Annotated in this window: 17 protein-coding genes and 1 pseudogene; 5 read left to right on the top strand and 13 right to left on the bottom strand. The window is 70.4% G+C overall.

Going from position 1 to position 21,830, the window contains the following annotated elements:
• Window positions 1–141 precede the first annotated feature (141 nt).
• Both ACNPQM_RS35025 and ACNPQM_RS35020 read right to left on the bottom strand, forming a co-directional pair.
• Complete coding sequence (locus ACNPQM_RS35025; RefSeq protein WP_418087138.1) at window positions 142–642, bottom strand: universal stress protein; 501 nt, start codon at window positions 640–642, stop codon at window positions 142–144.
• Window positions 643–647: 5 nt separating this feature from the next.
• A complete protein-coding gene (locus tag ACNPQM_RS35020) occupies window positions 648–1,904 on the bottom strand; it encodes an SLC13 family permease (RefSeq protein ID WP_418087153.1) in 1,257 nt (418 codons plus the stop codon).
• Window positions 1,905–2,364: 460 nt separating this feature from the next.
• Between ACNPQM_RS35020 and ACNPQM_RS35015 the strand changes: the two genes are divergently transcribed.
• Window positions 2,365–2,499, top strand: a complete 135-nt coding sequence (locus ACNPQM_RS35015) for a hypothetical protein (protein WP_418087137.1) — start codon at window positions 2,365–2,367, stop codon at window positions 2,497–2,499.
• Window positions 2,500–2,636: 137 nt separating this feature from the next.
• Window positions 2,637–3,095 (top strand): HEAT repeat domain-containing protein, encoded by a 459-nt coding sequence (locus ACNPQM_RS35010; protein WP_418087136.1) that lies wholly within the window; start codon window positions 2,637–2,639, stop codon window positions 3,093–3,095.
• On the opposite strand, the pseudogene ACNPQM_RS35005 reads toward ACNPQM_RS35010, so the two are convergent.
• The 7 genes and pseudogenes from ACNPQM_RS35005 to ACNPQM_RS34975 form a co-directional block, all read right to left on the bottom strand.
• Window positions 3,092–3,316, bottom strand: a pseudogene (locus ACNPQM_RS35005) (integrase core domain-containing protein); the annotation flags it as partial. The gene ACNPQM_RS35010 and the pseudogene ACNPQM_RS35005 sit on opposite strands and share 4 nt — an antisense overlap.
• Before the next feature lie 1,075 nt (window positions 3,317–4,391).
• Window positions 4,392–4,853 (bottom strand): hypothetical protein, encoded by a 462-nt coding sequence (locus ACNPQM_RS35000; RefSeq protein WP_418087135.1) that lies wholly within the window; start codon window positions 4,851–4,853, stop codon window positions 4,392–4,394.
• Window positions 4,854–5,037: 184 nt separating this feature from the next.
• Window positions 5,038–5,658, bottom strand: coding sequence for a hypothetical protein (locus ACNPQM_RS34995; protein ID WP_418087152.1), 621 nt, complete (start codon window positions 5,656–5,658; stop codon window positions 5,038–5,040).
• An 83-nt stretch (window positions 5,659–5,741) separates the two neighbouring features.
• Window positions 5,742–6,086 (bottom strand): hypothetical protein, encoded by a 345-nt coding sequence (locus ACNPQM_RS34990; RefSeq protein WP_418087134.1) that lies wholly within the window; start codon window positions 6,084–6,086, stop codon window positions 5,742–5,744.
• A gap of 12 nt (window positions 6,087–6,098) precedes the next feature.
• The gene (locus ACNPQM_RS34985; RefSeq protein WP_418087133.1) at window positions 6,099–6,881 is read right to left on the bottom strand and encodes a hypothetical protein; all 783 of its coding nucleotides are present in this window, start codon (window positions 6,879–6,881) and stop codon (window positions 6,099–6,101) included.
• 578 nt (window positions 6,882–7,459) lie between these two features.
• Window positions 7,460–9,637, bottom strand: coding sequence for a HEAT repeat domain-containing protein (locus tag ACNPQM_RS34980; RefSeq protein WP_418087132.1), 2,178 nt, complete (start codon window positions 9,635–9,637; stop codon window positions 7,460–7,462).
• A gap of 4 nt (window positions 9,638–9,641) precedes the next feature.
• Window positions 9,642–9,767, bottom strand: a complete 126-nt coding sequence (locus tag ACNPQM_RS34975) for a hypothetical protein (protein ID WP_418087131.1) — start codon at window positions 9,765–9,767, stop codon at window positions 9,642–9,644.
• A 169-nt stretch (window positions 9,768–9,936) separates the two neighbouring features.
• On the opposite strand from ACNPQM_RS34975, the gene ACNPQM_RS34970 reads away from it, so the two are divergent.
• Complete coding sequence (locus ACNPQM_RS34970; RefSeq protein WP_418087130.1) at window positions 9,937–10,296, top strand: hypothetical protein; 360 nt, start codon at window positions 9,937–9,939, stop codon at window positions 10,294–10,296.
• 98 nt (window positions 10,297–10,394) lie between these two features.
• On the opposite strand, the gene ACNPQM_RS34965 is transcribed toward ACNPQM_RS34970, so the two are convergent.
• The 3 genes from ACNPQM_RS34965 to ACNPQM_RS34955 all read right to left on the bottom strand — a co-directional run bounded on the left by ACNPQM_RS34965 (window position 10,395) and on the right by ACNPQM_RS34955 (window position 14,784).
• The gene (locus tag ACNPQM_RS34965; RefSeq protein WP_418087129.1) at window positions 10,395–12,962 is read right to left on the bottom strand and encodes an ABC transporter permease; all 2,568 of its coding nucleotides are present in this window, start codon (window positions 12,960–12,962) and stop codon (window positions 10,395–10,397) included.
• A 49-nt stretch (window positions 12,963–13,011) separates the two neighbouring features.
• The gene (locus tag ACNPQM_RS34960; RefSeq protein WP_418087128.1) at window positions 13,012–13,791 is read right to left on the bottom strand and encodes an ABC transporter ATP-binding protein; all 780 of its coding nucleotides are present in this window, start codon (window positions 13,789–13,791) and stop codon (window positions 13,012–13,014) included.
• 315 nt (window positions 13,792–14,106) lie between these two features.
• Window positions 14,107–14,784 carry a response regulator gene (locus ACNPQM_RS34955; protein ID WP_418087127.1) on the bottom strand — a complete coding sequence of 226 codons (678 nt, stop codon included), beginning with the start codon at window positions 14,782–14,784 and terminating at the stop codon, window positions 14,107–14,109.
• A 206-nt stretch (window positions 14,785–14,990) separates the two neighbouring features.
• Between ACNPQM_RS34955 and ACNPQM_RS34950 the strand changes: the two genes are divergently transcribed.
• The gene (locus tag ACNPQM_RS34950) at window positions 14,991–16,193 is read left to right on the top strand and encodes an IS110 family transposase (RefSeq protein WP_418087126.1); all 1,203 of its coding nucleotides are present in this window, start codon (window positions 14,991–14,993) and stop codon (window positions 16,191–16,193) included.
• A gap of 5 nt (window positions 16,194–16,198) precedes the next feature.
• On the opposite strand, the gene ACNPQM_RS34945 is transcribed toward ACNPQM_RS34950, so the two are convergent.
• On the bottom strand, window positions 16,199–17,875 hold the full coding sequence (locus ACNPQM_RS34945; protein ID WP_418087125.1) for a sensor histidine kinase: 1,677 nt from the start codon (window positions 17,873–17,875) through the stop codon (window positions 16,199–16,201).
• Between the two features lie 466 nt (window positions 17,876–18,341).
• Between ACNPQM_RS34945 and ACNPQM_RS34940 the strand changes: the two genes are divergently transcribed.
• The gene (locus ACNPQM_RS34940) at window positions 18,342–21,779 is read left to right on the top strand and encodes a phosphocholine-specific phospholipase C (protein ID WP_418087124.1); all 3,438 of its coding nucleotides are present in this window, start codon (window positions 18,342–18,344) and stop codon (window positions 21,777–21,779) included.
• The last annotated feature ends 51 nt before the right edge of the window (window positions 21,780–21,830 follow it).

The following is a 21,830-nucleotide window of genomic DNA, read 5'->3' as shown; positions in this document are numbered from 1 at the left end:
CGCCAGAAGTGGGTGGCGCCAGCCGGCTCGCAGGTTCGGAGCCGTTCGGCAACCGCTTCGGCCTCGACCTTGGCGTTCCAGGCCTCAGCGCTTATCTGCACTGCACTCGGATGGGTGCGTAGCGGTGTGGTCCGGCCGTGGCTAGCGGTGATGCGGCGGGTGGGGTGGTGGTGGCGGGAGGGTGGCCGTGCTGGGTGCGGTCTCCGGCCAGACCAGCAGGACGGGGCAGGGGGCGTGGTCGACGATGAATCGGCTGGCGGGTCCGAGGCTGCGGGGGCCGAGGTGGGTGTGGTCACCGTCGCGGGCGAGGACGAGCAGGTCGGCGCCTTCCGCGGCGGTCACGACTTCCCGTTCGACGCGGCCCGAGCGCTCTTGGCGGGTGCATGGGCGTCCCAGCCGCTCGGCGGCGCTGGCCAGGAGCTGTTCGGCGGAGGCGGCGGCCAGGTGTTCCACGGCGGTGCCGGGGTCGCGGTCGGGGCGTGCGCGGCCCAGCAGTCCGGCGTAGGCGCCGTGCGCGGCGCTTGGCACTTCGTGGCCGGTGACGTGCAGCAGCACGAGCTCGGAACCCTCGGGCGCGTAGGCGCGGGCGGCGTCGACGCAGGCGGGCCAAGTGCCCTCCACGATCCAGACGATGACGGTCATGGTGTTCAGCCTCCGATCGCTTGGAGCGAGACCCACAGTGCCACCACCGAGAGCAGCAGGGCGGTGGGCACGGCGAACAAGCCGAGCCGGGTGAACTCGCCTAGCTCCAGGTCGGTGTCGTGTTCGCGCACGATGCGCCGCCACAGCAGGGTGGCCAGCGAGCCGGCGTAGGTGAGGTTTGGGCCGATGTTGACCCCGAGGAGTACGGCCAGGACGGCGCCCGGGCCGGTGGGGGCGGTCAGGGGCAGCAGCACCAGGACCGCGGGCAGGTTGTTGATGACGTTCGCCAGTACGGCCGCCAGTGCCGCGATGGCCAGGAGGGCCGCCAGGCCGGTGCCACCGGGAACCACGTGGCTCAGCGTGCCCGCGAGGCCGTTGTCGACCACCGCCCGGACCACGATGCCCAGGGCCAGCACGAAGGCGCAGAACGGCAGGGCCGCGGCTCGGACGATTGCTGCGGGGGTGGTGCGGCGCTGGGCCAGGGCGCGGGCCGCCAGCACGGCCGCGCCCGCGGCCGCCGCCCAGGCCGGGTTGATGCCGACCGCCGAGGTCAGCACGAAGCCCGCCAGGGTGCCCGCCACCGTGAGCAGGGCGAAAAGCGGCAGTTCGCGGGGCTCTTCGGTGTGCGGGGCCTGGGCGCCCGCGTCCAGGTCGGTAGCGAAGAAGCGGCGGATCACCACGTACTCGGCCCCGATGGCGACCAGCCAGGGCAGCGTCATCAGGGCGGCGAAGCGGGTGAAGGTCAGGCCGCTGGCGGCGAAGGCCAGCAGGTTGGTGAGGTTGGAGACCGGCAGCAACAGTGATGCGGTGTTCGACAGGTGGGTGCAGGCGTAGACGTGCGGTTTGGCGCGGGCGCCGAGCCGGGCGGCGGTGGCGAACACCACCGGGGTCAGCAGGACCACCGTGGCGTCCAGGCTGAGCACCGCGGTGATCAGCGAGGCGGTCACGAAGACGAGAACCAGCAGGCGGCGGGGGCGACCAGCTGCCCTGCGGGCCATCCAGGCGCCGCAGGCGTGGAATAGGCCCTCGTCGTCGCACAGCTGGGCCAGGACCAGGACGGCTGAGAGGAAGCCGATCACCGGGCCCAGCCGGGCGGCCTCGGCCGCCGTATGGTCGAGGGAGATTGCTCCGGTGGCGATGACCACCCCGGCGGCGGGGACGGCCACGGCCGCCTCCGGCCAGCCCCACGGCCGGATCACTGCGCAGGCCAGCACCGCCAGGAGCAGGGCGACGGAGAGTGCTTCTGCGAGTGACGCGTTCAGGGTCTGAGCCTTTCCGGGGTGGAATCCTTGGTGCAGCGGATGCTGCGCCGGGGCTGACGTCTGGCGTCGAGGACGCTGTGGCCGGTGTGAAGTGTCGGAAGAGAAGTTAGCGGTATGTCGCCGACGCTTGAGTCAGGCGCCTTCCGCACGCCGACGGCGCTTAGCTGGCTTTATCGAGCAGTAGTGGGTTCTGGCACACATTCCGTGAGCAATCTTGAGCCCGGCCTCACCGGACCTCGATGACGCGTGGCCTGCGCAGCTCACATGACGCGCGCGGCTCCAGCTGGCGAGAGCCAGCAAGATCTTTCACGGAATGTGTGCCAGAACCCAGTAGTGACGTCACTTGTCGACGGGTTTGGGAGGCGGCCCGATCCACGGTCGGGTGATGTTGATGAGTTTGGGAGGCACGGGGGCTCTTGCCGGGGCAGCAATCAGATGCTCTTGGTGAAAGGTGCTGGTCATGCCGCAGATGTCGAAGGTCAAGCTGTACGCGGCGATCCGGCGTGACCATCGCGGCGGCATGTCGATGCGAGAGCTTGAGCGCAAGCACGGCGTGACCTGGCGGACAGTGCGCAAGGCGTTGGACTCGTCCTGACCGGAGCCATCGCCGGCCCTGACGGTCTGGCTGACACCCCGACCGCACGAGCTATCCGGGCGGCTGGATTCCCATAGCCGGGCTGGCCCGTTCCCCAGCTCTGGGAATCGGGCCTCGGCTGCTGGCAGGATGACCGGATGGACGACGACACCGCCCCTACCCGGGGCGACCAGGTTAGCCTTCGTGCGGCCTGTCCGCCGGCGGTGAACGAGGCGCTGAAGCGGCTCGCCGCGACTACCCGCCACGCCACGGCAGAATTCGAGCAGGCGCTGTTTGGCCTGGCGTTGCTGTGCGCGGAGGCACCGGTTGAGGCCCTTGAACTACTCGTGTCGGCTACGGCGGCACCGGACGCGATGTTGCGGCGCGCAGGGATCGAGGGCCTCGGCATCTTCGGCCCCGACGCCGTGGCGCACGCGCCGATCATCGCCGCCGCACTCTCCGACCCGGATCCCGATGTGCGGGCGGCAGCGCATGTTTCTCTCAAAGCCGTACTCAGGCGGAACGAGCCCGACGAGGAACTCCGCACTGCCGTTCGCCGGGCAGCCGAGCAGTCGAGCAACGGCAGCCAGCCGACAGGCAGCCGGGAGACGCCCTAGGTGTACTGACTCGTGAGGTTGGGGACGCGGCTGGCGGGTGGTTGGCCCTTGAGCGCGGTGTGTCCGCGGTGGTGATTGTAGGTGTGGAGCCACTGTGGGTAGGCGTCGCGTCGTTCGGCCTCGGACCGATAGGGCCTCGCGTAGGCACATTCGTCGAGGAGGGTGCGGTTGAAGCGCTCGACTGTGCCGTTGGTCTGGGGCCGGTACGGCCGCGTGCGCTTGGGCGGCGAACTCGTCGCCTCCGAGGCGGCCTGCGACACCGTGGCGTCCGGCCCATTCGGTCAGTCGGCTGCCGATCGCGGCGAGTGCGGTGTCACCGGAGGCGTGTCCGTGGCAGTCGTTGAGCTGTTTGAAGTGGTCGACGTCCGAAGCGCGCGGGTTCCGGCTTTAGCTGACGGGACATGGTGAGCGAAGCCCGGTTCTGCCAGGAGGAATGGCAAGACCACGGCTGATCTGAAAGACACATCCCGCCTGGGACTTCCAACTTCGACGACGGCGACGAACTCACCCGGCGACTGCCATGACTGGCCGCTCTGTACGATCACCGAATACTGGGCACTGATTCGCTTGTCCTGTGCGGAGATCAGCAAGTGGTGTCCTGTCCGGATAGTTGAGGGAGCTGGCGGGTGTCCGCTTTGGACTTCTACGCTCACGTCGCCGTTTGCGGTGAGGTCCTGGGAGTTGGCCTCGATGCCGACCCGGAAGCCTGGGAGGCCGCCCTGGGGGCGACATGTCTCGATGTTCCCGGCGGTGGCCTACTGCGGTGGGACTACGGGCTCGTGGAAATCAACTTCTCGCCGGACCAGCCAGGGCGGCAAGGGCAGATGTCGTGCTTCGGCTTCGGCGTGAAGATCCAACGACTGCTGTACGACCAGTCCCCGAACACCGTGCCGTCCCCGCTCTCGCGGGAGTACGGGGAATTCGCACCCAGATCCCCTTCAAGGAACTGCAGGCCGCCATCCTGGCCTTGGGCCACACGATCGAACTCGACAAGCACAACACGTCGAGTGACATGGACTGCTACCGCGTATCCGCGTCCGCCGCCCGCATCCACGTCGTCGCTGCCCCTGACCCGTATGGGTCAGGCGACCCAGATCCAGATGGACATCAGAGGGGCGACGTCTGGTCCGTCGACGTGTGGTGACCGGCCGGCGCCCTCTCGGTAGCGTCCGCGATATCTCTTCGCTACGAGGAGCGCCGGGCAACGATCACCTGCGCGGCGGGCAACGTTTCTGAAGAGCGCGCGCCACCCCGCTGATCACCCACACTCAAGCCCCCCGTGCCGCATCCAACCGGCTAGCCCGCAGGCCAATGTGGGTTCGGCATGCCGTCATCGCTCATGTGCGCCCGCTGCCAGATCCCTTTCCAGTTGAACGGGGTCTCCGGGACGAACCGGTGCTGCTGCCCGCACGGACATGGCGCTAGCACCCACGCGCACCCACGGCACAGCTCCACCCAGCCGTGCCCGGTCGAGTTCGACTCCAGCGGTCTCTCGTCCCCGCAGGCGGGGCAGCCGGGGAGATCGGCGCCGTCCAGAATCGCGTTCTGTCGCCGGACGTACTCGGGCAGCCGCAGCGACGGATGGCGAAACGGGTCTTCGTACCAGGCGCGGTTCGGGCCCTCCCACCAGCTCCGCAGCCACCACGGTCGCGGGTTCACTACAGCCCGCCGCCCGGCCCGCTTCTCCGCCCGGCGTTGCGCGGCGTACTTCTCCGCCCGCGCGAGCCACAGCACCCGCGCCTCATACAGTTCCTCCACCGCCCGCACCAGCGCGTCCGGGTCCGCCTCCAGCCGCCGGGGGATCGCGGCGCTGAGCGTGAGGTGGTGGTACGTCGCCCGGAAGCCGTACGGAGCAAAGAGATGCAGGTCCGCAGCGCGCTGTGCCGGCGGCGGAGGGGAAGGCGGGCGTCGTGCACGTGCGCTCGGTGGGTCAGGAAACTGGTCATTGTGTGGGCGCCAGGTCCAGTGCCCGTGCCAGGGCGGCAGTGACGGTGGCAGCGTGTGCTGGCAGGTGTTGTTCAGCCCAGGTTCCGGCAAGGCTGAGGAAGTCCCGCAAATCCTGCTGGGCGCCCGCGACGAGCCTGCGTACCTGGTCTACCGACAGCTCGATCACCGGGCTGCCGTCCGTCCCATGGGCGTCGAGCTTCAGCCGGACGATGTCGCCAACGCGTTCGGCCACCGAGGACGGATCGTGGCCGAAGTAGGAGCAGCCGGTACCGTCGAGCACGTCCAGCCAGTCCTGCCAGGTCTCCAGGCCGTTGCAGCAGCCCGGCTCGACGAAGACGGTGTCGGTGGTGTTGTCGGTCACCCGGAACCCACCTGCGGCGAACAGATCAGGCATGGTGAGCAGCCCGTGCAGGAATGTGCCGAGCGGGTCGGTCGGGCACGGCCCGTGCTCCTCCTCCGGCTCGAAGTCGTTGCAGTCGGCGATCCGCATAACCGCCGTGCCGACCTCCGCCGGAGTGAGCTCCCCGTTCAGCACGAGGTGGCCATATGACTCGTGCTCGCCAACCGGCCAGAGCGCGAAGTCGTCGGCAGCGGAGATCTCCAGAACGGGTTGCATCACAATCACATGGGGATGATGCCGGACCCACTGCTACATCGCCACGGGCTTTCAGCTGCTGCATCGGGCTCGGAGCGGGCCCGCTACCTGGGCAGTTTCGCGGTGCGCTCCGGGCAGGCGGCGCCGACATAGCGCATGGCGGTCTGCGAGGTGATCCCGAAAAGCCGCATCAGCTTGAGGGGAACACCGGTGGCAAACGCCTCGTTGAGCATGCGGTCCTGCCGCAGGCCGACGAGCGTGACGTTCTTGGGGAGGGTCCTGCGAAGCAATGTTCTGCTGACCACCGGATGATCCGGGTCGAGGGCCGTCTTCTGACTGACGAGAAGATAGGGGTTCGTCGATGCTGGCCAGCGGTGGTAGCGGTAGGCGAGCCACTCGCTGGCGAGTCGGTGGCTGAATTCCTCCAGGTAGAGGGTGTGCCGCAGCAAGCCGCGGCGGACTTAGAGGGTGCCGCGGGCAAGGTTGAGATCGGTTGTCCGAACCGTGCGAAGTTCTTCACCAGGCAGAGCGTGAACGGCCACCAACGCGATGACCAGGCGGCTCAGCGGAGACTTCGCGTGACCCATCAATCCGGCCAGGAGGTCGCTGCGCACGGACTGCGGGAGGCCCTTGAGGTGGCCGACCGACAGCTGGCGAGTCGGATCCCGGAACACCATCCGTTCCCGCTTGAGCGCCTTGAACAGGCTGCGCAGGCTCACCGCGACCTGCAGGCGCTCTCGTCCCGACAGGCCGGATACCACCGCCTCAATGTGGTCAGTCGTGATCTTTCGCAGAGTGGTCACGCCGGCGGCTGTCCACGTGGTGAGGACGGGTTCAATGTGGGCGAGGTAGCGGCGAATGCTGCGATAATCGCGGACCTCGCCCTCGCGGCGTCCCTGGCTGCGCAGAAGGGTCACCCATGCGTGGATCTCGCTGGCGAGCGGGTCCGGGAGGACACTGATCGCGACCTGGATCCATGCGAGATTCACGTCCTGGCGGCGGTGCGGATCATCAATGAGCAGACCATGAGAACGGAGGAACTGACAGACCGGCTTCGCCGCGAGAGTCGCAGAACAACTGGCCAAATCGTGGACATCGCGCTCCAGGATGGCGTTCTCAGCGCCGAGCCAGTGCACCAGGATGGTCAGCGTGCGGATGTTCTTGCGGTAGTCAGGCGTCCGGCGATCGAGGATGAGCTGGTCGAACTCCTCGACGAGCCGCCGAGCTTCCTCCGACAGCGGCAACTCGCCAGGACCTCGGCGCCCCAGGCGGGCCAGCACAGGCGACCAGCCGCGCCGGGGATTGAAGAGCTTTTCCTGCCCGCGGGCGGCGTGAGGCGCCGCTGTCCCGTCGGCTCCACGGAGCGATTGGTCTCCGATCAATGGCTGAACCCCTGCTGTAGTACCGGCGGGCAGGTCGATCTGGAGTTGCGTGGCTCGCGCTGGGTGACTCCCTGCCTCGTCGGGGAGGCGATAGGGGTAGCACCCGCGACAGTGACCGCCACGCGACGGAAGGTCCTCGCGCCGGCAACGCAGGCACCGGCTTCGGGCGTACTTCTCGCGCCAGTGCTTGCAGGGATTGCAGCGGAACCCTCGCCAGCCAGCGGGGATCCACGCATGGCAGTCCCGGCACTGGCGCGGCGTGAGCGGCGGCCGGGATGCCGGAACGGTGATGTAGGGCGTGCTGGGCTGATCGGCGGGGTAGAACCGCAGAGGCTCCGACGCCCGACACGGCGAGCCCCGCCGCTAGGCCCTCTCTTTCGGATCTTCCTGGGCGCGTGGCGTTGGGCACCCGGCAAGATCCGAAAGAGAGGACCTGGGCCTCAGCCGACCCGGTCGAGGACAGACGCCAGCGCGGCGCGCAGATGTTCGTCCTCGCGGATCATCGCGTGGTCGGACCCGGAGACGACCAGGCGGCGGTCCCCGGTGGCGAGCGCGGCCAGCCGGTCGTGCTGCTCCAGCGTCAGGGCGGCGGCGCCGAGCGCCCGCAGGGCGTCGCAGGCGCCCTTGAGGTCGGCGCGGGTCTCGGCCGAGTGCAGCGCCGCCTCGGCGAGCCGGGCACGGTCGAGGCCGGCCGGATCGGCGACGGCGAGCAGCCCGAGGACGGCCGAGGGCGCTTGGGCCGGGTCGTCGAGGAGAGCTTGGAGCCGGGCGGTCAGCGGGCGCCCGGCCGGGCCGAGCACGGCGATCTCGCGGGCGGCGCGGGCGGCCGTCCAGTGGAACCACTGCCGGCCCTCGCTTCTGTCGAACACCGAGGCCAGCACCGGGACGACCTCGGCCGCCTCACCGGCGATCCGCCACAGGGCGAGCGCCAGGGCGAGGTCGGTGTCCACCTCCGGCGTGGTGTCGCGGTCGATGGTGCGGCCGAGCGCCGTCCGCAGGGCCAGCGTGAGGCGGGCGGCCGCCGGGCCGAGGTCGGCCAAGGCGCGGGCGCCCTCGACGCCGCCGCGCACACCGGTGGCGAGCGCCGCCTCGGCGGCGGCGAACAGCGGCCCGGTCTCGCCGGTCAGCTCGTGCAGTGCCTGCGCCACGAACAGCTTCCGGGCGGCGGCCCGCAGGGCGGTGGCGGCCTGCTCGCGCTGCTCCGGCCCGATGCCGGCGGCGACGGCGGTGATTGCGGTGGCGGCGTACTGGAACCGGGGCAGGACGGCGCACAGTTCGGGCAGCGCCTCGACGGCCTGTGGGCCCCATTGCCGCAGCAGGTGGACCAGCCCGGCGGTGTCGTTGTGGTCCTCGGTCGTCGAGCAACCGCAGTCCTTGCACCCCTCAGGATGCTCCAGCGCCTTGGCGGCCAGGCGAGCGCGGACCGCGGCGAACAGTTCCGGGGCGAACGGGAAGGGCGCATCGGCCGGGGCGTGGGACCCGGCGGCGCACTGCATGGCGCGCGGGCGCCGGCCGAGGGCCCGGGCCAGCAGCGGGGCGGCGGCCTGCGGCGCCACCAGGACGAGCGCGGCGAGGGCCTGGTCGGCCGCCTCGTCGTCCGGCTGCGCGGCGAGTTCGGCGAGGACGGGAGCGGCCTCGGCGGCGGCCGGGCCGATCTTGCCCAGCAGCTGGGCGGCCGCCCATTCGGCGGCGAGCGGGGCGATCGCGGGGATCAGCCGCTGCGGGGCGCTGCGGGACAGGGTGCAGGCGCGGTCGGCCGCCCATAGGGCCTCGGCCCGCACCTCGGGGCGCTCGTCACGCAGCGCGGCGTCGAGCAGCGCGAGGGCACTCTCGCGGTCGGCGTCGGTGTCCCGCCCCAGCAGGATCCCGACGATAGTGCGCAGCGGCTCCCGGTGCTCGTCCGCGTAGCCGGACCTGCCCGTCTCGCGCGCGGGCAATAGGCCGAGGACGGCGTCGCGGTGCGCGGCGAGCCACGGCTCCTCGGCGTCCAACGCGGCGAACACGGCGGCCAGGCGCAGCGGCGCGGGCGTATCCGGGCCGAGCAGGGCGCGGGCCTCGGCGACGGCGCCCGCGCGATCCAACCGGCCGTACGCGGTGAGGAGTTCGGCCCGGACGGCGGGCTCGGTCTCGGCGGCCAGGCGGGCCCGGACGGCGGGCAGGGCGGTGCAGGTGTCCCGGGTGTGGCCGACCGTCCAGCCGGCCGCCTGCCGGACGGCGGGGTCCTCATCGGCCAGCAGCGTTATGAGCAGCGGCAGTTGGGCGATTACGGCGGCCCGGACGGCGCCCGGCTCGACTTCGTACTCGTCCTCGCTCTCGGCGAGGCAGCCGAGCAGCCGGAGCGCGTCGACGGTCTGCCGGCCGGAGGCGGCGATTCGGGCGAGGTACGGGGCGGCGTCGACGCCGGCCGCGTACACGGTGCCCTGGTGCACGATCGAGCCGTATAGCTCGTCCAGTGCCTCCTCGGCGTCCTCACCGCCCTCGGCGAAGGTGCGCAACAACCCGGGCAGGTCCTCGGCGGGGCCGTAGGCGTGGTTGACGGTGGACCAGGGGTGGGCGTCGAGCCCGGCGAGGGCGGTGAGGAGCTCCATGGCCGTGATCTTCGCAGGGACCTCCGACATCCGCTCAGACCAGGTGCCGCAGGTAGACCTCGGGCCGTTCGAGGAAGCGGCGCCAGTGGTCGACGAGATACATGCCGTTCATCCCGGCCGCCTTTAGCTCCGCGAAGTCCGGGGAGCCGGTGTGCTGCAACAGTGTCGGTGGGTTCGGATATTCGGACGTGCGGAATAGGGTCTGAGCCCGGATCCACCGGCTTGATGCCTGTGGATAGTTCTTCCGGAAACGAAGAAGTGCCTTGTGACCTGCGATGATGGGGTTTCTCTAGGACCACATCAGGCACGATCAGCAAGGCACTTCCGAGATGCAATCTTCCCATGCCGCAGCGGCGGTCTCATCCGCGTTCGACGACCCGAACCTGATCGCGTACGGCGGCCTGGAGCCGGTGGTGCGGCTGGCCGAGCGGTGCGGTCTGCCCACGCTGGCCGGGGAACACATTCGTCTGCCCGCCTCGAAGGACGGCACCGGCGCCTTCCCCGCGGCGAAAGTGATGTCGCTGGTGGGCGGCATGGCCGCGGGCGCCGACAGCATCGAAGACATGCACCGCCTGCGGCACGGCGCGATGGGCTGCCTGTTCTTCGGTGTCCACCACTCAGGGGGAGGCCCCTACCTTGCATCTTCGGCGGCCGTACCCAGGCCCACCGTCGTCTCGTCGCGCTGTTGACGTTCACCTGCACACCGGAACCTTGGTCAAAACGCGCGGGAGGAGCGATGGAGTGTCGCCCCTCCCGCGTGTTTGTGGTGGCGGTGCCGGCCGTCTTCCTACGCCTGTGTGACCGCTTCGAGCGGGCTGAGTGCTGCGGCCCGTCGGGCGGGCAGGGTGGCGGCGACCGTGCCGACGGCGAGGGAGAGCAGGACCACGAGGGCGAGGGTGGGCCAGGGGAGGGAGAAGGAGTACTGGGGGATCGCGCCGTTGGCCAGTCCGCTGACCTTCCACGCCCCGAAGAGTCCGGCGGCCAGCCCGAGCAGGGTGCCGAAGGCGGCGACGTAGATGGCCTCCAGGCGGATCATGCGTCGGATTCCGGCGCGGTCCATGCCGATGGCGCGCAGGACGCCGATCTCACGGGTTCGCTCCGAGACTGACATGGCAAGGGTGTTGACCAGGCCGAGCGCGGAGATCAGTACGCCGATGGCGAGCAGCCCGAACATCAGGGTCAGCAGGTCGCCGGCGACGCCGGCCTGCTCCTGGACGAGCTGGGCGCGGCTTTGGACCTTCAGCAGCGGGCTGTCGCTCACGGCGGCGCGCAGGCGCTTCTCCAGGTCGTTGGAGACCGTGCCGTCGGTGGTGCGGACCAGGATGCGCTGCACGGAATCGCGCAGAAAGGCGTACTTCTGCACGTCGGCGCGGTAGCCGAGGACGTCGTGGGCGGTGGGGTTGTCCTCGTAGACGCCGACGACGGTGTGGGGCTCGTCGCGGTCGCCGGTTCCGGGGCCGATGTTCGCCTTGATCTGCTCGCCGGTGGTGACGTGGTGGTCGCGGGCGAAGCTGTGGGAGACGGCGAGCTTGCGGGGGCCGAGGTCCTTGGCGGAGCCGCTGAGGAAGTGGAGCTTCATCACGTCGTCGACGGTCTTCGGGTCGACCCCGGAGACCGTCTTGACGAGGGGGCCGGCGGAGATGGTGGAGTCCGCCACGGCGGAGGCGGTCCGCACCCCGGGCACGTTGGCGACCCGCTGGACGGCGGCGGAGTCGATGGCGGTGGTGGTGTTGCGGGTGCTGATGACGTAGTCGGCGCTCAGTCCGGCGGCGGCCTGGACATCCAGGGCCTGGTTCGTGGAATGGTTGATGACGGCGAGACCGGAGACCAGCGCCGTACTGATCATCAGGGCGACGGCGGTGGCGGCGGTGCGGCGCGGATCGCGCAGGGTGTTCTCACGGGCGAGGTCGCCCACGACGCCGAAGCCGGTGGTGAGCCGGCCGATCAGGCGGATTACCGGACCGGCGAGCAGCGGGGCCAGCACGATCAGACCGGTCACGAGGATGCCGCATCCGAACATCGCGGTCTGTAGATTGTCGTCGTCGGCACTCGTCGCGTCGCTCAGCGAGAACAGCAGGCCCGCGCCCAGAACGACCATGACCAGGCCGACCGCGCCGCGGACGCGGGAGACCATGGCGGACGGCGGCTGCTCGGCCGTGCGCATCGCCTCGATGGGAGCGATCCGCGCCGCGCGCCGCGACGGCAGCCAGGCGGCGAGCACGGTGACGCCGACGCCTACGACGAGCGAGGCGAGGATCGCGGCCGGGCCGATCACCAGCGGCCCGCTGGGCAGCAGGTCGCCGGAAGTGTCCAGCACGTTCGGCAGTACCGTGGCCACGCCCAGGCCCAGCACGAAGCCGAGCGCGGACGCGGCCAGACCGACCAGGGCCGCCTCGGCGAGGACCGAGTGGACCACCTGGTGGCGGGTGGCGCCGATCGCCCGAAGCAGCGCGATCTCGCGGGTACGGCGTGTCACGAGCATGGTGAAGGTGTTGACGATGAGGAACGTGCTGATGGACAGCGAGACCACGGCGAAGAGCAGCGGAAGGCGTTCGTAGCTCTTGGTCTTGCCCGCGATGAAAACGGACTGCTGATTGGCCTGGGCGATACCGGTGGTGGCCTCGGCCCGGTCGGCCGGCAGCACGGCACTGACCCGGTTGGCCAGCTCGAACTGGTCGGTGCCCGGTGCGGCGGTCAGGTCGATCCCGTCGTAGTGCCCCAGGGTGGCGAACAGCTTCTGGGCGGTGGTCTTGTCGAACACCGCCAGGGTGCCGCCGGCGTTCACCCGGCTGTCCTTGGTGGACACCAGGCCCACCAGACGTAGTTCGAGGACCGGTCCGTCCGTGGCGAGGGTCACGGTGTCGCCGAGGGAGTAGCCGGCGGCCGCCGCGGTCCCGCGGTCCAGCGCGACCTCACCGCTGTCGCGAGGGGCGCGGCCCGACGTGAGCGGGTAGCGGCTGTCTGTGCCGTCGGAACCCGGAACGTAGGCGACGCCGAAACGGCCCATCATGTTGTCGGCCCGCATCGGTGTGCCGTCCTTGGCGGCCAGGGTGACCGACCCGTTGGCCATCGGGCGGACGGAGGCGACGCCAGCAACGGCGGACAGCTCGCGCACCAGGGCGTCGTCCAGGGCCCCGTACTGCTCGTCGATGGAGGCGCCCGGAGCGGATTTCGGACTCACGCTCACGGCGATGTCCGCGTAGTTCTTGGACATGGCGGCGCGGTAGGCGGCGGTGGTGGAGTCGGCGAAGACCAGGGAGCCGGAGATGAACGCGGCACCGAGACAGACCGAGAGCACGGTCATGACCAGACGGGTCTTGTGCGCGAAAAGGTTATGCAGGGCTGTTTGCAGCATGGCGGGCTTTCGAAAGTATGGGAGGGAAACGGCGGGCTGGTGGGGGCGGTCAGCGGGTGCGGCGGCCCTGGGACTCGAACGCGAGCATCCGGTCGAGCACGGCGTCGGCGGTCGGGGAGTGCAACTCGTCCACAAGCCGGCCGTCGGCGAGGAAGACCACGCGGTCGGCGTGCGCGGCGGCGACCGGGTCGTGGGTCACCATCACCACGGTCTGGCCCAGTTCCCGCACCGAATCGCGCAGGAAACCCAGCACCTCCGCGCCGGAACGGGAGTCGAGATTGCCGGTCGGCTCATCGGCGAACACGATCTCCGGACGGGACACCAGGGCGCGGGCGACGGCAACGCGCTGCTGCTGGCCGCCGGAGAGCTGGGCCGGACGGTGCGCGAGGCGCCCGGCCAGCCCCACGGTGGCGACGACGACAGCCAGCCACTCGGCGTCGGGCTGCTGGCCGGCGAGGCGCAGCGGCAGCGTCATGTTCTCCAGCGCGGTCAAGGTGGGCAGCAGGTTGAAGCCCTGGAAGACGAAGCCAACCTTCTCCCGACGCAGTTCGGTGAGCTGACGGTCATTCAGGCGGGCAAGTTCGACACCGCCGATCCGGGCGGAACCCGAGGTGACCGGGTCAAGGCCCGCCATGCAGTGCATCAGCGTCGACTTGCCGGATCCCGACGGACCCATGACCGCGGTGAACCGTGCCCGCGCGAACTGCACGGACACCGAGTCCAATGCGGTGACCTGAGTCTCGCCCTTCCCGTACACCTTGGTCAGGCCCGTGGCACGGGCGGCCGGTTCGGTGTCAAGGGCACCGAGGGAAACGAACATCTGCGACATGAGGACTCCGCCTGGGGAACGACGGCCCGCGAGCATCCCGCGGGCCAGAGGGGCATTCCCATCCTCAAAGCTCTCACCTGCACAAACATCGCCCCAGAGGCGGTAGTTGCGGTCCATCGAAGGGCAGAGACGAGCTGCCCGTCCCTGCCCTTCGACAGACCTTCACCGACTCATCTCTGCCTTTGGCCGGACCCGCGGTGTTGGCCGGACCTACGACGGGCGGCACGGCCGGGGCTCCGGGGACGTGGACGGCGCACCTGGCCCAGCGAATGAGTCCCTCACGTGGGCCATGCGGGTACGCGGAATGGTCCGGGGTCAGGGGCGCAGGCCAGCGCGATGCGCCAGGAGGGCCGCCTGCACCCGGCTCGTCGATCCGGTCTTCTCCAGGATCGCGCCCACATGCGTCTTCACCGTGCCGATGCCGATGACCAGCCGCTCCGCGATGCCCTGGTTCGACAACCCCTCACCCAGCATCGCCAGCACCTCCCGCTCACGCACGGTCAGCCGGGCGATCCGCTCGTCCTGCAGGGCCACGCCGTCGGCGTCCGAGATGCCGCCGCACAGCATCCGGGCAATCACCGCTCCGGTGACCCCGGGGGAAAGCACCGCGTCACCGGCCGCCGCCGCCCGGACCGCACTGATCAGCTCCTGCGGCCCCTCGTCCTTCAGCAAGAACCCCGAGGCTCCGTCCCGCAGCGCCCGCAGCACGTTTCCCTCGTCACCGAAGGTCGTCAGCATCACCACGCGCGGCGCCGGATCGAGCGCGAGCAGCGGCCGGATCGCGGCCAGCCCGTCGCACCCGGGCATCCGAATGTCCACCAGCGCCACATCCGGGCGGTGCGCGGCGGCCTCCTCCACCGCCCGGTGCCCGTTGGCGGCTTCGGCGACCACGTCGATGCCGTCGGCGTGCCGCAGAATCAACCGCACCCCGTGCCGGATCATCGCCTCGTCGTCGGCGAGCAGGACACGGATCGGCCGGGTGGATTCGGTCATTTTTGCTCCGTAAGGTGTTTATCGGCCCGGAAGGGTCGGATGTGGCTTATGGGGTCTTGCCTTCAGTGGCTCCCGAGGACTGGCCGTCCGGCTCTCCGGGGCGCCCTGGCTGCTGATTGAGATGTGCGCATTGGTCGCTGATTACGGAGATGACAGCGGGGTGTTCCTCGGGCCGACGGCAAGCCGTGCGGAACGAGGAGGGGAGAGTGAGTGACCGACGGGCCCAGGTCTGGGTTGGCGTTGACGCGGGCAAGGGCCACCACTGGGCCGCGGTGGTCGATGAGACCGGCGGGACGCTGTGGTCGAGGAAGGTCGACAACGACGAAACGGCAATCCTGACCGAGCTCGGCGAGATTCTCGGCCTGGCGGACGAGGTCCACTGGGCGGTGGACATCTGCGGCACGTCGTCCGCACTGTTGCTTGCCGTCCTCGCGGCCCACGGTCAGCGGGCTGTCTATGTGCCCGGCCGCACGGTCAACCGCATGTCCGGGGCTTACCGGCGAGAGGCCAAGACCGACGCCCGCGATGCCTACGTCATCGCCGAAACCGCCCGTCAGCGACGGGACTTCGCCGCTATTGCCGTGCCTGCCCAGTTGGCGGCCGACCTCGCGCTTCTGACCGCCCACCGCAGCGACCTGGTGGCCGACCGGCTGCGGATGATCAACCGGCTGCGGGACGTGCTGACTGGCGTCTTCCCGGCACTGGAGCGGGCCTTCGACTACTCGGCCCACAAGGGTGCCCTGGTGCTGCTGACCGGCTACCAGACTCCGACCGCGATCCGGCGCCGTGGCCGGGCCCGGCTCACCGCGTGGCTGGCCAACCGCAGCGTGCGCGGCGCTGATGATGCCGCGGCCACCGCGTTGGAAGCCGCCCAGGCCCAGCAGACCGCGCTGCCCGGCGAGGATGTCGCCGCCCAGATCGTCGCCGACCTGGCCATGCAGATCCTGGCCCTGGACGACCGGCTCAAGCGCATCGACAAGCAGATCCGCGAGACGTTCCGCAGCCACCCGCAGGCCGGGATCATAGAGTCCCTGCCCGGCATGGGCCCGGTACTTGGCGCCGAGTTCATCGTCGCGGCTGGTGATCTGGCCGCCTACACGGACGCCGGCCACCTCGCCTCCGCGGCCGGACTTGTGCCCGTCCCGCGCGACTCCGGCCGCCGGACCGGCAACCTGCACCGGCCCAAGCGCTACAGCCGCCGCCTGCGACGGGTCTTCTTCATGTCCGCGCAGACCAGCATCATCCGCGAAGGACCGAACCGGGACTTCTACCTCAAGAAGCGCGGGGAGGGCTGCAAGCACGTCCAGGCCGTCATTGCCCTGGCCCGCCGACGAACGAGCGTGCTGTGGGCTCTCCTGCGCGACAACCGGATGCTCACCCCCGCCCCGCCGGTCGCGCAGGCGGCTTGACTCCGTCATTGAGACTCCCAGGGTGGGGTGTCCCGTACGGACGGGACGCTGAAACGGTCGATGGAGATGAGACGTTGTGCAGCGTTGAAGCAGTACCGGGTGATGTCGAAGGCGCCGGGCCGCGGGCCGAGGCCGGCGGGCGGGTAGACGCAGCCCAGCGTGCCAGCGGGCCGCGGCGGTTCGTGCCCGGTGGCCGCAGCGCGCACGGCCGGGCTGTCGAAGACCCCCTTCAACTCCTGGTACGACATCCCCAGACGCGGCTCCACAGGCCGGTCCAAGTGCCTCGGCTGGGCGTACACCAGGGCGATCGCGAGCGTCATCAGCACCCACAGCGCCACCGCCCCGAGGGCGAGCGTGAGCGCCCCGGCCGTCCGCGGCTCACGCGACAGCGCCGCCCCATCGTCGATCGAGGCCGACGGGGAGGCCTCCGCGCCGCCCCCGGACGGTTTCCAGACGACCGCGTCGTCCGGTTGCGCCGGGATGTCCGCGACCACCTGGAACCCGCCGGGCGGCAGGGCACCGGCCTCAAAGGTGCCGCCGAGCAGTTCGACCCGCTCGCGCAGGCCCGTCAGGCCGCGCCCCGTCCCGGTCTCGGACGGTGTGCCGGCCGAAGCGGGGGACGCACCGTTGCGGACCGTCACCCGCACGATCCGGTCGTCCTGCTCGACCCGTACAGTGACATGGGCGGCCGATGCGTACCGGTGCACGTTCGTCAGGGCCTCCCGCACCACCCGGTGCACCGCGCGCCGCACCCGCGCCGGGCATGCGTCGAGGTCGGGGCCGCTCCATTCCAGCCGCACGGCGATCCCGCCACCGCGGGACTCCGCGACCAGTGCCTCGACGTCGGCCCGGGTGCCGGTGGCGTCGGTCAGCGCGTCCGGGCCGGTGTCCCGACCGAGCGGCCCGAGGACCCCGAGCGCCTGCCGCAGTTCGCGCATCGCCTCCCGGGTGGTCCGCCGGACCAGGACGGCCTCCTCGCGCAGCTCCGGCGCGGCCTGGTCGAGGGCGAGTTCCAGACCGCCGGCGTGCAGCGAGATGAGACTGAGCCGGTGGCCCACCAGGTCGTGCATCTCGGCGGCGATCCGGGACCGCTCGTGGGTGCGGGCCTCGCTGTCGGCGAACCGGCGGGCTTGCTCGGCCGCATCGCCGCGTTCGCGCAGCGCCCGCAGCAGCCGGGCCTGCTGCCCGTACACCGCACCGACCAAGCCGGGCACGACCACGGCGGTTGCCGCCAGAACCAACCCGAGCTCCAGACCGTAAATGGCCGAGCCGGGGCCGCACGAGGGGCCGGTCGCGGTCCCGGATGCAATGATCAGTAGGCTCGCGCCGCCCAGCAGCCGGACCCGGCGGCGCGGCAGGGCCGTGTCGAGCGCCACCGTGTACCCGGTGGCCGCCATCACGGGGCCAACAACGGTCGCTGCCCCGGCAAGCACGGCGAGGACCAGGAGCACGGCCTCGGGCCAGCGCCGCCGCAACGGGAAGAGCACCACGGCGACCGCAACCACGCACAGCTGGAAAACGGGGTGCGGCAGATTCCACAGCCGCTGGGCGACCACGAACAGACACAAGGCGGCGAGGGCCACACCGGCCGTCTCCACGATGTCCCGGCCAACCCCTCCCGGACGCGCTGGGGAGTCCGGCATGGGGCGGGCGGAACGACGGAAACGGCTGATGAGGGGCATGCCATCCAGTATTGGTCGCCAGGCCGTCCGGCAGCACCCGTCCGTTCCACAGTTCGATGTGGTCGCGCGTCACGCAGTGCTCGTCGGTCATGTCCTGATCAGATCACCCGAGCACTGATCTGCGTGGCGATGGGTCAGAGGCCGGGCTACCAGGGGTGTGGCGGGGGTCCGGGACAACTTCCTCCCCTCGCCCAGGAGCATCCGGCGCCCTCGACCGGCTTGACCGCGCACCGACTCCTCCGCACCCGAGTACTGGGCGGCGTCATCAACGAGTATAGATACGCGGCTTGACCAGCAGCGATGAGTTTCTGAACGGCACAGTCTCAGCCAAGGCTGTCAGAGAGGGGTTCGACGGAGAATTTGGCTATACAACTGATGGAACGTTCGATGTCGGTGATCGAACAGTCAACGAAGACTCGTCACTCAAGGTTACGTCGTAGTACCGGAGTGACCTAGCCTCCGCTCCATGTCTAGTCTCTCCCGCCGCAGGCTTCTCGGCACCCTCGCCGGTGGCACTGCGCTCTCTTTCCTGCCCCCGTCGCTGTTGAAGGCGATGGCCGCGCCGCTGCCTCCCGGTGGTATGGATGCGATTGAACACGTCATCATCCTGATGCAGGAGAACCGTTCCTTCGACAACTACTTCGGCACCCTCAAGGGCGTGCGCGGTTTCGGCGACCGTACGCCGCTGCGTCTGCCCACCGGAGCCACCGCCTTCGAGCAGCCGCGGTCCGGCGGTGGCAAGGTCCTGCCGTTCTCGGCCCGGCAGGCGGCGGTCGATGCCGGCCGCCCCGAGAACGACATCCAATACCTCGGCTCGCTCCCGCACGGATTCTCCGACGCCAACCAGGCCCGGGCGAACGGCTGGTGGAACGACTGGGTCGCGGCCAAGGGCCAGAGCACCATGGCCTTCTACGACCGGCGCGACATCCCCCTCCAGTACGAACTGGCCGACCGTTTCACCATCTGCGACGCCTACTTCTGCTCGGTCTACGGCTCGACCAACCCCAACCGCAACTACCTGTGGACCGGCACGACCGGCTACGAGCCGGGCGGCGTCAACCGGGCCGTCACCAACGCCGCGTACTCCTACACCCACGCGGGTTACGACTGGACGACGTACCCCGAGCGCCTGGAGGCCGCCGGCGTCTCCTGGCAGATCTACCAGGAATGGGACAACTTCACCGACAACGCGGTGGAGTACTTCCGGCCCTGGAAGCAGATCGGCCGGAAGATCTTGTCCAAGGTCAGCGGCCAGTTCTCCACCACAGAGCAGTTCTACGACGGTCTGTGGAGCAAGACGGCGGACCAGCGGAAGGCCGCGCTGGCCCAGTTTCAGCAGGGCATCGACTCGCTGACCGAGGCGGAACGCCAGCTGTTCATGCGAGGCGCCTACCGCTCCGAGCCGGACACCCTCGTCCAGCGGATCAGGTCCGACATCAAGAACGGCACGCTGCCGAAGGTCAGTTGGCTGGTTCCGACGGCGGCGCTCTCCGAGCACCCCGCCTCCTCCACCCCGGTCGGCAGCGCCAACCTCATCTACGACCTCCTCGACGCCATCGCGAGCGACCCGAAGACCTGGTCGAAGACGGCTCTGTTCATCAACTTCGACGAGAACGACGGCTACTTCGACCACGTGCCCGCCCCGGTCGCGCCCCGGCCCGACTCCGGCAACAGCGACGACTGGTTCAACGGCAAGCCGGTCGGCCCCGGTCCGCGCGTGCCGATGACGATCGTGTCGCCGTGGACGGTGGGCGCTTTCGTCTGCTCGGAGGCGTTCGACCACACCTCGGCCATCCGGTTCCTGGAGAAGTGGACCGGTGTCCAGGAGCCCAACATCAGCGCCTGGCGCCGCAGCGTGTTCGGCGACCTGACCTCCGCCTTCGACTTCAACCGCGGATACGCGCAGCCCAAGGTGGAGCAGCCCGGCCCGGTGCCGGCGCGGGTCGGCCGCTGGAACCCCGTACCGCCGAAGAACCAGTCGCTCCCGGAGCAGGAGGCCGGCACCCGCCCGACGCGCCCCTCCCCGTACCGGCTGTCCCTGCGGGCCGACGTCACCGGCTCCGACGTACGCCTCCAGCTCGGCAACGCAGGCACCACCGCCGCCACGTTCACCGCCTACCCCGGCGACGGCACCGCCCCGCGCGCCTGGACCGTCTCAGCGGGCGGGATCGCCGACAACACGGTCGATTACGGCGCCGACGGCTACGACTTGCAGGTCCACGGTCCCGGATGGTCCGTCTGGGAGCTGCGCGGCACCGGCGTGGGCGCCGAGGCGTACCTCGTCGAGCAGGCCGTCCCCGGCCAGGTGAAGGTCCGGTGCGCCAACCCCTCAACCGCCACCCGCACGCTTCTCGTCGGCGAGTCGGTCTACCCGCGCAACCCCGGTGACCATGTCCAGACCGTCACCCTCGCGCCCGGTGAGACCCAGACCGTGCCGATCCACCTCCCGGACCACGGCTGGTACGACGTGGTGGTCGTCGACCGGGGAGACCCGGCGTTTCTGCGCCGGATGACTGGCCGCCTGGCCGACGGCAGGCCCGGCGTCACCGACCCGGCGTCCGGTGCTGCCCAGGCGCTTGCCGCGACGATCACCCTGCCGGAGCCGCTGCCCTCCCAGGACACGCCGTTCGTGCAGGGCAACCCGGCCGATGTCGTCGTCACCGTGCGGAACAAGACCGACGCTAAGCTCGACCGGCTCTCGGTCGCCCTGCTCGCCCCCTCCGGCTGGACGGTCGAGCAGGCCGCTGCGGCGCCGACGTTGGTCGCCTCCGGGGATTCGGCCGATGTGCGCTTCACCGTTACGCCCGCTCCGAACGCCACCGTAGGCAGCCTGGTGGTCGCCGCCCACGGCGACGGCAACGGCCTGCTCAGTATCGCCGACGCACGCGTCCGCTCCCAGGTCGCCCCTGCGATGAGCGTCTCGCTGAGCGGTCCGGCGAGTTCGCCCGGCACCGACGGCACCGTGCTCTCGCCGGGCAGGCCGGTCATCGTGACCGCCACCGTCACCAATTCCGGCGGCACCCCGCTCACCGGCCTGGCCGCCACGCTGGCCCTCCCGACGGGCTGGACCGCCACCCCCAGGGGCGACGCGCCGGCGGCCGTTCCAGTCCGCTCCTCCGCCCGCCTGGAGTGGGACGTCGTGGCGCCCGCCTCGGCGGCGCGCGCCTCTGGCAGCCTCAAGGCGACCGTCACGGCGAATCTGAGTGGCAGCGTCCAGCAGGCGACCGCGTCCCTGTCCGCCAAGACCGGGCCCGTCATGACCGGCTACCTGCTTGCGGAGGACTTCGAGTCCGTCGCCCCCGTGCTCGCCCCGGCAGCCGACCTCAGCCGGCCCGGCCTGCTCGGCTGGACCCGGACCACCCCCGAGGGCTGGACGGTCACCAACGCGCCGGCCATGCCGCAGGGCACCCGGGAGCTGCAGGGCTGGACCTTCCTGTCCAAGCAGTTCTGGTTCCCCGGCGGGCAGGACCGCCCCAACTTCAGCCGCGCCCTCGGCATCGTCGCGGTCGCCGACCCCGACGACTGGGACGACACCGGCAGCCCGTCCGGCCGAGGCCGGTTCGACTCGACCCTGACCACCCCGGCCGTGGCCATCCCGTCGGGCACCTCCACCCTCCACCTGGGCTTCGACTCCCACTACCGGCAGGAGAACCCGCAGGAGGCCGAGGTCACCGTCCAGTTCGACACGGGCGACAAGGTCCAGTTGCTGCACTACAGCAGCGCCACCTCCGGGAACACCAACAAGGGCCAGGACCAGGAGAACCGCCTCGTCCAGCTCTCCTGCCCCGTCCCGGCCGAGGCCGCGTCGGCGAAGGTCAGCTTCCGGATCTTCAACGCGGGCAACAACTGGTACTGGGCGATCGACAACGTCCGCCTGGGCACCAGCCCGATCGCCGACGCCTGACCGGCTGGTGGCCTGACGGCTCCGCGCGGGGACGCATAGTCCCCCGCGCGG

This window comes from Streptomyces sp. NPDC056231, assembly GCF_048270745.1.
Lineage (GTDB): Bacteria > Actinomycetota > Actinomycetes > Streptomycetales > Streptomycetaceae > Streptomyces.
The sequence above is the reverse complement of the archived record's forward strand: the minus strand, read 5'-3'. Positions and strand labels throughout refer to the sequence as shown.

What these genes read in the sequence shown, in the direction of transcription:
- ACNPQM_RS34940 (WP_418087124.1), top strand. Translation starts at nt 18,342, where the DNA reads ATGTCTAGTCTCTCCCGCCGCAGGCTTCTCGGCACCCTCGCCGGTGGC.
- ACNPQM_RS34945 (WP_418087125.1), bottom strand. Translation starts at nt 17,875, where the DNA reads ATGCCCCTCATCAGCCGTTTCCGTCGTTCCGCCCGCCCCATGCCGGAC.
- ACNPQM_RS34980 (WP_418087132.1), bottom strand. Translation starts at nt 9,637, where the DNA reads ATGTCGGAGGTCCCTGCGAAGATCACGGCCATGGAGCTCCTCACCGCC.
- ACNPQM_RS34965 (WP_418087129.1), bottom strand. Translation starts at nt 12,962, where the DNA reads ATGCTGCAAACAGCCCTGCATAACCTTTTCGCGCACAAGACCCGTCTG.
- ACNPQM_RS34995 (WP_418087152.1), bottom strand. Translation starts at nt 5,658, where the DNA reads ATGCAACCCGTTCTGGAGATCTCCGCTGCCGACGACTTCGCGCTCTGG.
- ACNPQM_RS35025 (WP_418087138.1), bottom strand. Translation starts at nt 642, where the DNA reads ATGACCGTCATCGTCTGGATCGTGGAGGGCACTTGGCCCGCCTGCGTC.
- ACNPQM_RS34960 (WP_418087128.1), bottom strand. Translation starts at nt 13,791, where the DNA reads ATGTCGCAGATGTTCGTTTCCCTCGGTGCCCTTGACACCGAACCGGCC.
- ACNPQM_RS34970 (WP_418087130.1), top strand. Translation starts at nt 9,937, where the DNA reads ATGCAATCTTCCCATGCCGCAGCGGCGGTCTCATCCGCGTTCGACGAC.
- ACNPQM_RS35010 (WP_418087136.1), top strand. Translation starts at nt 2,637, where the DNA reads ATGGACGACGACACCGCCCCTACCCGGGGCGACCAGGTTAGCCTTCGT.
- ACNPQM_RS34955 (WP_418087127.1), bottom strand. Translation starts at nt 14,784, where the DNA reads ATGACCGAATCCACCCGGCCGATCCGTGTCCTGCTCGCCGACGACGAG.
- ACNPQM_RS35015 (WP_418087137.1), top strand. Translation starts at nt 2,365, where the DNA reads ATGCCGCAGATGTCGAAGGTCAAGCTGTACGCGGCGATCCGGCGTGAC.